Annotated in this window: 11 protein-coding genes; 8 read left to right on the top strand and 3 right to left on the bottom strand. The window is 48.0% G+C overall.

All coding sequences use genetic code 11. The features are described 5' to 3' along the window. Window positions 1-89: 89 nt before the first annotated feature. The 3 genes from OGY71_RS03025 to ycgZ are packed head-to-tail and all read right to left on the bottom strand — an operon-like array spanning window position 90 to window position 940. Window positions 90-356, bottom strand: coding sequence for a biofilm/acid-resistance regulator YmgB/AriR (locus OGY71_RS03025; RefSeq protein WP_206159782.1), 267 nt, complete (start codon window positions 354-356; stop codon window positions 90-92). A gap of 34 nt (window positions 357-390) precedes the next feature. Then, a complete protein-coding gene (locus OGY71_RS03020) occupies window positions 391-663 on the bottom strand; it encodes a hypothetical protein (protein WP_003833498.1) in 273 nt (90 codons plus the stop codon). 40 nt (window positions 664-703) lie between these two features. Further along, window positions 704-940: a regulatory protein YcgZ gene (gene ycgZ, locus OGY71_RS03015; protein WP_003833500.1), complete on the bottom strand. Its 237-nt coding sequence runs from the start codon at window positions 938-940 to the stop codon at window positions 704-706. A 318-nt stretch (window positions 941-1,258) separates the two neighbouring features. Between ycgZ and OGY71_RS03010 the strand changes: the two genes are divergently transcribed. From OGY71_RS03010 to OGY71_RS02975, 8 genes are all read left to right on the top strand, one after another. Continuing rightward, window positions 1,259-2,488, top strand: a complete 1,230-nt coding sequence (locus OGY71_RS03010; protein ID WP_048224091.1) for a diguanylate phosphodiesterase — start codon at window positions 1,259-1,261, stop codon at window positions 2,486-2,488. 203 nt (window positions 2,489-2,691) lie between these two features. Beyond that, on the top strand, window positions 2,692-3,423 hold the full coding sequence (locus tag OGY71_RS03005; protein WP_008784993.1) for a MerR family transcriptional regulator: 732 nt from the start codon (window positions 2,692-2,694) through the stop codon (window positions 3,421-3,423). A 309-nt stretch (window positions 3,424-3,732) separates the two neighbouring features. Continuing rightward, window positions 3,733-4,263 (top strand): Csu type fimbrial protein, encoded by a 531-nt coding sequence (locus OGY71_RS03000; RefSeq protein ID WP_275145753.1) that lies wholly within the window; start codon window positions 3,733-3,735, stop codon window positions 4,261-4,263. Window positions 4,264-4,277: 14 nt separating this feature from the next. Continuing rightward, complete coding sequence (locus OGY71_RS02995) at window positions 4,278-5,000, top strand: fimbrial biogenesis chaperone (protein ID WP_003833508.1); 723 nt, start codon at window positions 4,278-4,280, stop codon at window positions 4,998-5,000. Between the two features lie 55 nt (window positions 5,001-5,055). Continuing rightward, the gene (locus OGY71_RS02990) at window positions 5,056-7,341 is read left to right on the top strand and encodes a fimbria/pilus outer membrane usher protein (RefSeq protein WP_063940846.1); all 2,286 of its coding nucleotides are present in this window, start codon (window positions 5,056-5,058) and stop codon (window positions 7,339-7,341) included. 13 nt (window positions 7,342-7,354) lie between these two features. Further along, window positions 7,355-8,323, top strand: a complete 969-nt coding sequence (locus tag OGY71_RS02985) for a Csu type fimbrial protein (protein WP_063940847.1) — start codon at window positions 7,355-7,357, stop codon at window positions 8,321-8,323. A 322-nt stretch (window positions 8,324-8,645) separates the two neighbouring features. Then, window positions 8,646-9,920, top strand: coding sequence for a Glu/Leu/Phe/Val family dehydrogenase (locus OGY71_RS02980; RefSeq protein WP_032943729.1), 1,275 nt, complete (start codon window positions 8,646-8,648; stop codon window positions 9,918-9,920). Between the two features lie 395 nt (window positions 9,921-10,315). Next, window positions 10,316-12,175 carry an STY4199 family HEPN domain-containing protein gene (locus tag OGY71_RS02975; RefSeq protein WP_286612813.1) on the top strand — a complete coding sequence of 620 codons (1,860 nt, stop codon included), beginning with the start codon at window positions 10,316-10,318 and terminating at the stop codon, window positions 12,173-12,175. Window positions 12,176-12,191: the final 16 nt, after the last annotated feature.

Below are 12,191 nucleotides of genomic sequence, written 5' to 3'. Positions count from 1 at the left end.
ATGTATAGTCTTAATCAAAAAATGCTCAGCATGAGTGCTTTCAGCATATAACAAAGGTGCTGTACATATTATATTAATATGAAGACTTTTTAGACATCGTCAGCTGTGTAGCGTAACACTATTTCCAGGGTCTTTCTGATAATATCGGCCTGAACAACGTCAACTGTTGACTCCAGAGAACCAATCAGGCTTAAAATGATGTTTTTATTATTAACATTATCACCTGCAAGAATTACATTTGTTACCGCCTGCCCCAATACCGCAGACTCATCTGCTAATAGCTCACCTGCATTATGGAAGTAACTTGATAAAGCTTTATCCGCCATTACACTGTGGACATTAATTTCATGAAGCATGGTAACCTCGCTTGTATAGTCTGGAAGATTATCTTTAATGTAATTTAGGGTTTTTGCTGGCACTGAAAGCACTCTCATCTCTGGTTTTATCCGGTTTTCTACTTATCTTCCCCGGATTAATGTTTGTAAAATCATTGATAACGCTGTCAATTAATTGCTTGCGTGTGCTATCTATTTCACTGGCCTGCATAAGTCGCAATTGCTTAATCACTGCAGCTAACGAAACGTCTGTATGCATTCGCAAAATTTCTAGCACAGCCAAACCTGTAATTTCATGTTTCAGGCGTTCACTATCAGTTTTCTTCATAACTCCTTCACTACTTACCCCTATAAGTAAGGGGTTTGTTTTATTCAAAAAGCAGGCCAATTAACGCATTGTAATGTTTCTGTTCTTTCTCCCCGGATGCTTTTTCAAGACGACACAGAAGCTTGGTGCAAAGTGATTTGCGGTTCAGATTTCGTCCATCCTTGAGAATCTCAGTGACGATTTCTCCCAATGTTTCCTGTTGAGTTGGCAGATGCGCCTTCGCAAAGTAACGAGAAATCGCGCTTGCAGTATCAGTGCGAACGGTATGCTGCTGCATGTCATGCTCCTGTAACAAAATGCTGGTGAATATTAAGTTTTATAACAGTAGCAAAGTTGTACCAAAAATGTGTACAACACGAACCATAAATTTTTATCAAAAAGTGCTAAATCAATACAATCAACAACTTGTATTAATACACAACCACATAAAATCAAATTCATTTGTACAATTCACTTCTTTTAACAAATGAATTCGATCTGTTTAAGGACCTTTGTTTGTAAAAATAAAGTTAGAATAATGTATTAGAATCAGGACATAAGCTGGTTTGTTTGATACTGTACATACCTCTTCCCTTCCCTTGATCCCGGACTGCCCATGCTCACGACCATTATTTACCGTAGCCATCTACGTGATGACGCCCCCCTCAGAGCGCTTGAGGATATGGTGACAGCCGCAAATCTAAAAAACCGGCGATCCGATGTTACGGGGATTTTACTCTTTAATGGCCGCCACTTTTTCCAACTGCTTGAAGGTCCTGAGGAGCAGGTAAAAGAGATTTATCGTTGTATATGTAACGATCCACGGCACCACAATATCGTTGAGCTGATGTGTGATTACGCGCCTGCGAGAAGATTCGGAAAGGTGGGGATGGAGTTATTTGATTTACAAAAACATGAACGCAATGACGTCCTGCAAGCGGTACTTAACAAGGGAACATCAAAATTTCAGCTCACCTATGATGACCGGGCATTACAGTTTTTCCGCACATTTGTCCTTGCGACGGAAAAATCGAGTTATTTTGAAATACCTGCTCCTGATTACTGGAGTTTTATTGCCGACAACTCTTGTACTCTCCTGGATGAAAGCACACTCCCGTCCAATATCGATTTCAGCTTTGCTTTTCAACCCATTATCGATCCTATGTCGCAGCGCGTCATTGCTCTGGAAGCACTTATTCGTGGTAGAGACGGTGAAACGCCCGCAACTTATTTTGGCAACTTAAATCCTGAAGAACTGTATACCGCGGATCTGCAAAGCAAAAAGACTGCTTTTGCAATGGCAAGCGCGCTGGGACTTAACGACAAAATGCTGTCAGTCAATCTGCTCCCCATGACCCTGGTAAACAAACCCGATGCAGTCAGCTTTCTGATAAACGAAATCGCGGCGCACGGACTGGTGCCTGAACAAATCATTGTAGAGTTTACCGAAAGCGAAGTTATATCGCGCTTTGATACGTTCGCGCAGGCTGTAAAGTCACTCAAGGCTGCGGGGATCTGTGTGGCGATAGATCATTTTGGGGCAGGTTTTGCCGGGCTTCAGCTTCTGTCTCGTTTTCAACCCGACCGAATTAAGATAAGCCGCGAGCTGATCACGGATGTGCATAAAAGTGGACCAAGACAGGCCATCATTCAGGCAATTATCAAATGCTGCACTTCACTGGAAATCATGATTTCCGCTGTCGGCGTTGAAAAACCTGAAGAGTGGATGTGGCTTGAGTCCGCAGGTATTGAAATCTTCCAGGGTAACCTTTTTGCACAAGCCTGCCTGAATGGTATTCCGTCTGTTGCATGGCCAGAGAAAAATGATTTCTCAGCGTCAAAATAACTAACGCATTGTTATAAATAAACAATCACCACAACCGCCCTCATGCTGAACATAAAAATTCAGCATTTACTCCCTGCGTGATAGTAAAGTAAATCTTATTTTTGCTAGAATCCTCTGTATGTTTTGTACAATTTGATGCATGTTGTACAAAGTAACAGGAACCGCATATCGGTGACGGAGAATCAGGAGTGTCCGGGGGAACTATGGCTTATTACAGCATTGGGGATGTCGCAGAACGTTGCGGGATAAATCCTGTCACCCTTCGGGCATGGCAACGACGTTACGGTTTACTCAAACCTCAACGCAGTGAAGGTGGCCACCGACTCTTTGATGAAGAAGATATTCAGCGTATTGAAGAAATAAAACGTTGGATTAGCAATGGCATACCTGTTGGGAAAGTTAAGGCATTGCTGGAAACCAGTACCCGTCAAGCTGACGACGACTGGAATCAATTACAAGAAGAGATGATGAGCATTCTTCGCATGGCGCATCCACCGAAGCTGCGAGCCAAAATTACCGCACTCGGTCGTGTTCACCCTGTAGATGCGCTGATCGATCACGTTTATCTCCCCGTACGTCAACGGCTGATACTTGACCATAATACATCCCGCATAATGAACAGCATGCTTGATGGCGCATTGATTGAATATGTTGCCACACTGCTGTCTGAAACACGGCGCAAGTCAGGAAAGGATGCCCTCCTGATGGCCTGGGATGTTGAAGACAGAACCCGTCTGTGGCTCGAAGCCTGGCGCTTATCGCAATCTGGTTGGCACATTGCCGTTCTGGCTGAACCCATTGAATCGCCAAGACCCGAACTTTTCCCTGGGCAAACCCTTTTTGTCTGGACCGGTATTACGCCAACCCGCAGACAAAATGAACTGCTCCAGCACTGGAATGAACAAGGTTATAAGGTCATTTTCCACAGCCCATAACCTACACGTAATACGTGTAAGATAAATCATACAACTCTCATTTTGTGGGTGGTTATTTTGAGTACCATCCAAGGAATATGTTGCCCTCTATCCTCCTGACTTAACCTCGGCCATAGCATAAAAACAAAACAATATACTAACCCATTGGTATTATTTTTTTGCAGACGATATCACCTTTTTCCTAAGTAAAATTCATTAGATCAACTGGCGTACGTCTAATACTTATTCTAGGGTTAAATTATGTCTTCTTGTGCCACATTATTGTTTTTCTAAAGTAATAAATGTGGTTATTTGAAAAAGGTAAAGGATATGGCTCTAGTCTTAGACAAACGCTTAATTCTTTGTTGCTGCGCCTTTTCCATTAATTCTGTGGCAAATGCAGCAACCGTTAACGGAACATTTCAGGTGCTGATGACGATTCAAAAGGCCTGTACCGTGACTGCCGGTTCGGCTTCAAATATTACACTTGGTCCGGTGAATACCACGGCGACAAATACCAGTGCAAGCAACACTATTTCAATTAATTGCTCAAAAACCACGCCCTATTTTATCGGTCTGGCACCGTCGGCTGCCAATGGAGGGACGACAACGGGTTCGGGCGCCATGTCCTCCGTAGCTAACGCTGCCACCAATACCGATAAAGTGCCCTATCAGCTAAATCGTACGTCAGCAACAGGTCCGGTGTGGGGGAATACCGCCACCGACACCGCACCAGGAAATGGGGTAGCGGCGACGGGTACAGGTCAGGCGCAAACGTATACTGTTTATGCCACCGCACCGAGCGCCAACTTCACTCCTGACGACTATGCCGATACGGTAACGGTTAACGTTAACTACTAACTTCTGGAAGCCATATGAGAGTAAAACTGCCTGTAAAGCAGTGTGCCTGCGCATGCCTGCTAGGGATGGTTGCGAGCGTCAATCTAGCCACCGCCAGCGGACTGCAAATAGCCCCGGTCACGTTAACGTTGCAAGCGACGCAAAATGCCGATGGTATCTGGCTGAGTAACGCGGGTGAAAATGTGCTCAATGCCCAGGTTCGGGTTTTTCGCTGGAGTCAAAGCGCTTATGACGACAAACTTTCCCCCTCTCAGGGGCTGGTGATTAGCCCGCCGATGTTGGCATTAGCCCCAGGAGAACGTCAGTTGATTCGAGTTATTCGCACAAGCCCTCCCTCGGCACATGCCGAAGACGCTTATCGTTTATCGATAGATGAGTTACCGCCTGCAAAAGTCGAAAAAAACAAGCTTCAGTTTGTGCTGCATTATTCTGTTCCTGTTTTCATTCAACCAACATCAGCGGCACAAACGCAGGCAAAACTACAATGGAAATTACAACAACTGGATGGCAAAAAATTTATTGAAGTCAGTAATCAGGGAAATGGGCATGCACAGTTATCTGCTGCAACATTTATAAGCCCTGATGGTACTAAAAAAGTCATTACACCCGGACTATTAGGCTACGTTTTACCCGGCTCAACAATGCGCTGGATAGTCTCCCCGTCAGCCAGGAATAATCATTATGGCGGGAAAGTTGAAGTCACAATCAATGGCCAAAAAACAGTACAAGATCTGTAACAGATCCTGGCTTCTGGTGAAATATTGCTTTCTCAATGGAGTATTAATATCGGGAATGGTTTGCGCACAAACGCTGAATAATAACCAGAATGAAAGTAGTGTTATTAATAGCGCCTCGCAGATTACGGGTGTCGATTTGTATCTCGACGTCACCTTAAATGGAAATCCCGTTGGGCTGGTACATTTTGGCTACGATAATGGAAAGCTTTATGCAGGAGCAGATACTCTGCGTAAAATGGGCTTTCGCTTTGCTCCAGACGCCACTAACGCCGTCGGCCTGAACGATATCCCCCAGCTAACCATTGACTACAACGTTCAGTTGCAAACGCTCTCGCTTACTGCGCCACTCAGTTCACTCGATCTTGCGACCACGCAGCTTAACTCGCCCACCGAAACCGTGCCAACGGCAACAACATCACGCGGGGCGCTGCTCAATTATGATATCTATACGCAACAGGGGGATGAAAGCGCAATCAATACCTTCAGCGAAATTCGCGCCTTCAATGCGGCCGGCGTGCTCAGCACCACCCAGTTGACGCAGTACTCTACCGAGGAATATGCCGATAACAGCGTTGAGCGCCTTGATACCAGCTGGCGTACGCCATTTCCTGATTCGATGTTGGCGTTAACCGTTGGCGATACCCTGACAAGTTCACTCATCTGGTCCCGACCGACGCGAATCGGCGGCATTCAGATAGGCACCGATTTTGGGTTGCAGCCCTATATGCCAACCACCCCGCTTCCAGCATATCTGGGATCCGCGACGTTACCGTCAAACGTTGAGCTGTACGTCGACGGCGTCAGGTACTACAACGGAGAAGTCCCCGCAGGTAGCTTTCAGATCAACACAATGCCTAACATCAGCGGCGCGGGAACGGGTCAGGTAATGATGACAGATGCGCTGGGCAGAACGAGCGTACAAAATTTCTCGTTCTACAACGATCAGCAACTCCTGCGGGAAGGATTAACCGCCTGGTCGGCAGAATTAGGCACGGTACGCGAAAATTATGGTTACTCCTCTTTTGATTATGCCAGCGCACCAGTATTGAGCGCTACGTGGCGTCGCGGGTTTCGCAATACGTTCACCGCCGGGACTCATGCGGAAACCAGCGATGCACTGATTAACGCGGGCTTCAGTAACGACTGGATCCCGGGAACCCGCAGCGGCACGTTTTCGACCTCACTTGCCGCAAGTACCGACTCAGGAAAGAACGGTTATTTGTACAGTTTTGGTTACCGTTGGTCCGGTGAACGGTTTAATTTCAGTACCAGTACCACGGCAACTTCCGGCGATTATCGCGATGTCGCCACCCATTACGGCGAGCCGCCCCCCACGCTTAACAGCAACACTGTTATTGGCTATTCGCTGGAAGCAGCCGGTAATGTCAGCCTGAGCTATTTGCAGTTTCGTTATCCACACGAAAATGCGGTGCGCTACGCCAACGCCAGCTGGTTTAAGTCTGTTACAGACAACATCTCACTGAATGCCGGATTCAATCAGAACATTGACGATAACCGCGATCGCAGTCTCTATTTGATGGTGACGATCACGACCGACAACAATCTGAGCGCCAGCAGCACCCTACAACATACCAACGACGAAACCGGCTACCAGCTCAATGCCAGCCTGACGCCCCCTGTCGACGGCGGCTGGGGCTGGAATCTGGCCGCCAGTCAGCAGGCTTCCCGGCAAAGTGGCCAGGGAGAAGTGGGATATCTGGGACGTTATGGTAAAGCGTACGCGGGATTCAGCCGTTTACCGGATAACCATTACGGTTATGCCGGCGCAACCGGATCGCTGGTGACCATGGGAGGCGGCCTGTTTGCAGCAAGAGAAATCAATAATGGTTTTGCCGTGGTTTCAACTGACGGCGTGCCTGATGTTCCGGTCAAATTGCAAAATAACCTGATTGGTCGCAGCGATGACCAGGGACTACTGTTGGTCACGCCGCTCAACAGTTATCAAAAAAACCTGATCAGTATTGACCCGATGGATCTCCCCACCAATGTGCGGATCGCACGCGTTGAGACGAATGCCACGCCAGCCGATCGTTCCGGTACTTTGGTTAGCTTTGGCATCACCCCCGTCCGCGCTGCGCAGATTATCCTCGTCGATAATCAGGGTAAGCCAATTCCTGAAGGCAGCATGGCTTACGCCATCAACGGAAAAGGACAATCGTCTGTCGTTGGCTTTGATGGAATGACATGGTTCGACACCCTGGAGCAGCACAACACGCTGCGCGTTGAGACGGACACCGGTAGTTGTCGCGTGCAATTTGACTATCCCGCGTCAGCAAAGGGGATTACGCAAATAGGCCCACTGGTTTGTCGCCCACACTAACAGGAGTGCGCTCATGAGGTTAAGACATCTGCTACTCATCGCTGCCATACTTTTTTGTCCGGCAATTAGCCATGCGGTAACCTGTTCGGTGAGCAATGTGCAACCCATAAATTTAGGTTCGGTCAATCCACTGTCTGCGACAGGCGCAACGTCATCAATGACGTTCAGTTACACTTGCACCAAAGAGCTTGGTGACGCGCTGGCAGGGATCAATCTCTGTTTTAATATTGGCGCCTCGGCCGTCAGTGGCCAGGTGACACCGCGAAATATGTCGTTAATCGGCACGCCTGCCAGAACGCTGGCATACCAGCTTTACCAGGATAGCGGGCGCACCAAAGTCTGGGGCAGCCAGTATCAGTCGGGAACCACTTTTCCCATGGTACAGCTTAACCTGCTGAATCTGACGCCAGTGACAGGTTCACTCACGGTATCGGCGCAGATCGTCACGCCACAAATCGCCGCCGTCCCCGGAAACTATCAGGATAGCTATACGGCGGCGACAGCCCTTGTCACCCTTAATCCTGGATTGCTTTTCCCGCCGACCACCTGTGGTGATACCGTTGCCGCCAGGTTTCCTTTCACCGTCACAGCTGCTGTCAGCAAACAGTGTAATATCACCTCCGCGACTAACATCAGCTTTGCTCCCACCAGCGGAACGGGTCGTAATCTCACGGCGTCAAATAACGTAGGCGTAGCCTGCTCTAATAACACGCCTTACACCATCGGACTTCAACCCTCCAACGGCAATACGGCAGGCAGCGGCGTGATGGCAGGCACGGGGTCAAATACGGATAAAGTCCCCTACCAGCTTAGTTCGACGCCAGGTCCTTCCGGTACGATCTGGGGTAATACTGCGCTTAATACCGTTGCGGGCAGCGGCACGGGGACAACGACTACCTACCCGGTTTACGCCACCGTTCCCAGCGCGAACTACACGCCAGACAACTATGCCGATACTGTCACCATCGCCGTGACCTACTGACGCCCAGCTTAGCAGCAATAAAGCAAACACATTTTATTATCATATTATTTACTTTTAGAGGTGCGTCATAAATCTGACAAATTGCGATTTTTACAAGTTATGCATATTAAACCACATAAACCGCAAAAAAACCGCGATGACAGCCAAAATAAAGAATAACTATTCACCACCAAGCCAAAACCCACACTACTCATACCGATAATCCGTGTTAGCCAGGCAGGCTGTTCTATGAAAAAAATGTTAAATTTAGGTTTATATGGTGAGATTCACTGTATACCACGGCCAAATTAAGAACATATTACTTTTAAAACTAAGGTTTATCATGGATAAGTTATCTTACGCTTCAGATAGCAGCACATCTGCCTGGAATACCTACCTGCAACAAATCGAGCGTGTGGCCCCTTACCTGGGCGAACTTTCCCATTGGGTGGATACCCTGCGCCACCCAAAACGCGCGCTGATTGTCGATATCCCGGTGCAGATGGATGACGGCACTATCCGTCATTTTGAAGGGTATCGCGTGCAACATAACCTCTCCCGCGGTCCGGGCAAAGGCGGTGTGCGTTATCATCCTGATGTTGATCTTAATGAAGTGATGGCCCTGTCTGCATGGATGACCATCAAATGCGCAGCGTTGAATCTGCCGTACGGCGGAGCCAAAGGCGGTGTGCGCGTCGATCCGTTCTCACTTTCTGAAGGTGAACTGGAGCGTTTAACCCGCCGTTATACCAGCGAAATCGGCATTATCATTGGGCCGCAGAAAGACATTCCTGCGCCGGATGTAGGTACGAACGGAAAAGTCATGGCCTGGATGATGGATACCTACTCCATGAACCACGGCACCACCGTGACCAGTGTGGTCACCGGTAAACCTATTCACCTCGGCGGCTCGTTAGGCCGTGATAAAGCCACCGGTCGCGGCGTTTTCGTCAGCGGTCTGGAAGTTGCGCGTCGTGCGAACATTGAAGTTGAAGGCGCTCGCGTGGCGGTACAAGGTTTCGGTAACGTCGGCAGCGAAGCCGCCCGCCTGTTCGCCGCAGCGGGTGCGCGTGTCGTCGCAATTCAGGATCACACCGCAACGCTGTTTAACTCCACGGGTATCGACATGACCGCGCTGTCTGCCTGGCAGTTAGAGCACAAACAGATTGCCGGTTTCCCAGGCGCTGAAACCATCGCCAGCGAAGCCTTCTGGAGCGTGGAGATGGATATCCTGATCCCTGCCGCGCTGGAAGGACAGATTACCCGTCAGCGTGCAGAAATACTGACCTGCAAACTGGTACTTGAGGGCGCTAACGGCCCGACTTACCCGGATGCCGATGATATGCTGGCAAGCCGCGGTATCATCGTGGTACCTGACGTCGTATGTAACGCAGGCGGCGTAACCGTCAGCTACTTCGAATGGGTCCAGGACATGGCAAGCTTCTTCTGGAGTGAAGAAGAGATCAACAATCGCATGGACAAAATCATGACTGATGCGATGGTGCACGTATGGGAAAAAGCAGCTGAGAAATCCTGCTCCCTGCGTACCGCAGCCTACATTGTTGCCTGCGAACGCATTCTGCTGGCACGTAAAGATCGCGGAATTTATCCGGGCTAATACGACGTCAGATACGCCAACGTTTTTGACCGACGATAAACGCCAGTCGTGAGTTACGCCAATAATGCTGCATTATTTGTGGCATTATTGGCGTGTAGTAGCCTGATTCATCTGCCCCGCTTTCTGCATTTTACTTACCCAATATCTGCGCATTTTGTTAGCCAATAAACATTAAATTCCATCGCTGCAACCATAATTTGCGTTAAGAACCCATAGCAACGCATTATTGGTTGCAATGTCTACTACCAATATTACGCCCCCATATATATTGACGAACTGATTAAAAATCCCGAATAATTGTCGAATTATGGCATTCTGGCTGCAGGGAAAGTTGCCTGACACAGTGCGATTAGATCGGGCCGGGAAAACTCAGCGAATAACCACGTGAGAATATAATGGTCGATCATTCATCTGCTTCTGAGCACAACGATTTTACTCGTTGCCTGTCTCTTTTCGACAGCGCATTTCCACAAATCTTATCCCTGCTGGGTATGCCAGCCCCCGCGCAACTTTCGCCTGATACGTTTTATTATTCACTTGATAAAGCCCGAGAGAGATTGGGCAACTGGAGCAGTGTAGCGGCCCGGTTTAACTATAATGAGCAGGAAATGGCGAGCTTTCTTGCGGCATTACGCACCTTGAACAAATGGCTCGGCAGAAATACAGATGGCCAGCCTGCCGACAGAAATCTGACCATTGCCGCGTTGCGTTTTTTGTGGCAGCTCGAATATTTGCGAGAAAAACAGCCTCAATTAACTTATTCAACGACGCTGCATAACGAAGGCGAAGAAAAGCAGTTACGTAGTTTGCAGCAGGTACGAGCATTAGAGCTGACCATTCGTAGTTTAATTAATGAAGCGTACAATAACCAACAAGCCCTACTTGAGCACCTAAACAAACTATTTGGTCAGGAACGTGTAAAAAAATGGCTCAACGTTGCCGATCGTGATGACGTATTGAGCGGTACCCTTTTCAGTGAACTCGCCTCACTATTTATTGATAAAGACGAATATCCCATCCACTACTCTCCACTTTATCAATATACCCCTTTGCTCAGCTTTGTTAACGATAAACGTAGAACACTGAATACCTTTCTTGACGATATTCGCGTAATTCGCAACCGTCTGGCGCATCATAAGCGGGTAACCTCCGTCCAAACAACATTGGTGAATTACTATTACCAAGAAATTACTGAGCCGGTACAGGAGGCCTTCGACGAAGGCCGGGTAAAAGTTAACCCTGATCGCTTTTTTGATGACAGCAATGCTGAGGTTGCTCACTATTTCGAACAGACAGCCCAAAAAATTGAAGATCTCGGCGGTGACGTTCAGGAAATAAAGGATGATCTGGTGGCTCAGGCTCAGGATATTGGAAAAATCAAAATTGATACGCGCATCATTCGCAATCGAGTAGCCTGGGTGCTGGGCGGTATCGTCGTCATTATTGTTGGCTCAGTACTGACTTTCGGAACCTCAACCAAGACGCTGGTGAATACGGAGTCCATCCGTAGCGATCTCGGGGAAGTGGGTAAAACGGTTGCTGGGGCGAAAAAAGAAACCAGTAACGATCCGCGTAAAGAACTGGCGAATATCGGCATTGCCTGGGATGAAAAAAATCTTCGCGCCGCTATCGATCGCGGTGATACCCAGGTTGTCAATCTGTTTCTTGCCGGAGGCATGCGCTGGAAACTGTATTATGCCGAAGCCGCATTACTGGAAGATCGTCAGGAAACGTTGAATGCCCTATTACAATCAGCATCGTTGATGGATGAAAAAAACGGCTGCCTCAGAATGGCCGGTAAATTACGTCAGCAAGCGGACCACAATGGCACGCTGACCCCCATACAGATTCGTTATTTAAAAACATTCTGTTCTTCTGCCAAGGATGTTCAGGGTATTAAAGCGGAACTCGACAGAGCGCTTAATTTTGAGAAAGCCCAGAAGAAAGCTTACGATGAAGAAATGGCCAAAAATGAACCTGCAGGTCGCTGTGAGCGCCGTCTGATGGCCGATAATGCGCGTGAGTTACTGGCTGACGCGGCGCAATTTTCACTGCAAAGACCGACCACTTATTCACTCCATGATGTGTTATTGAAAGAACTGAATACGCGTCTGATGTTCGGCACACTCAACGAGGCAGAGTTAAAAAGCCTGGTTAAGAACTACTGCGTAAAACAAGAAAACCATGAACCCAATATTGCGATTGGCGATAACTGGAGTCGCTCACAATGGGTCATTTATAACGTAGTCAAATAATGAGCGATCCAACAAC

The sequence above is a fragment of the Citrobacter sp. Cpo109 genome, assembly GCF_030332565.1.
Lineage (GTDB): Bacteria > Pseudomonadota > Gammaproteobacteria > Enterobacterales > Enterobacteriaceae > Citrobacter > Citrobacter portucalensis.
The sequence above is the reverse complement of the archived record's forward strand: the minus strand, read 5'-3'. Positions and strand labels throughout refer to the sequence as shown.

Bases quoted from the DNA above. Each gene is read 5' to 3' on its own strand.
- OGY71_RS03025 (WP_206159782.1), bottom strand. From the start codon at position 356: ATGCTTCATGAAATTAATGTCCACAGTGTAATGGCGGATAAAGCTTTA.
- OGY71_RS03020 (WP_003833498.1), bottom strand. From the start codon at position 663: ATGAAGAAAACTGATAGTGAACGCCTGAAACATGAAATTACAGGTTTG.
- ycgZ (WP_003833500.1), bottom strand. From the start codon at position 940: ATGCAGCAGCATACCGTTCGCACTGATACTGCAAGCGCGATTTCTCGT.
- OGY71_RS03010 (WP_048224091.1), top strand. From the start codon at position 1,259: ATGCTCACGACCATTATTTACCGTAGCCATCTACGTGATGACGCCCCC.
- OGY71_RS03005 (WP_008784993.1), top strand. From the start codon at position 2,692: ATGGCTTATTACAGCATTGGGGATGTCGCAGAACGTTGCGGGATAAAT.
- OGY71_RS03000 (WP_275145753.1), top strand. From the start codon at position 3,733: ATGGCTCTAGTCTTAGACAAACGCTTAATTCTTTGTTGCTGCGCCTTT.
- OGY71_RS02995 (WP_003833508.1), top strand. From the start codon at position 4,278: ATGAGAGTAAAACTGCCTGTAAAGCAGTGTGCCTGCGCATGCCTGCTA.
- OGY71_RS02990 (WP_063940846.1), top strand. From the start codon at position 5,056: ATGGTTTGCGCACAAACGCTGAATAATAACCAGAATGAAAGTAGTGTT.
- OGY71_RS02985 (WP_063940847.1), top strand. From the start codon at position 7,355: ATGAGGTTAAGACATCTGCTACTCATCGCTGCCATACTTTTTTGTCCG.
- OGY71_RS02980 (WP_032943729.1), top strand. From the start codon at position 8,646: ATGGATAAGTTATCTTACGCTTCAGATAGCAGCACATCTGCCTGGAAT.
- OGY71_RS02975 (WP_286612813.1), top strand. From the start codon at position 10,316: ATGGTCGATCATTCATCTGCTTCTGAGCACAACGATTTTACTCGTTGC.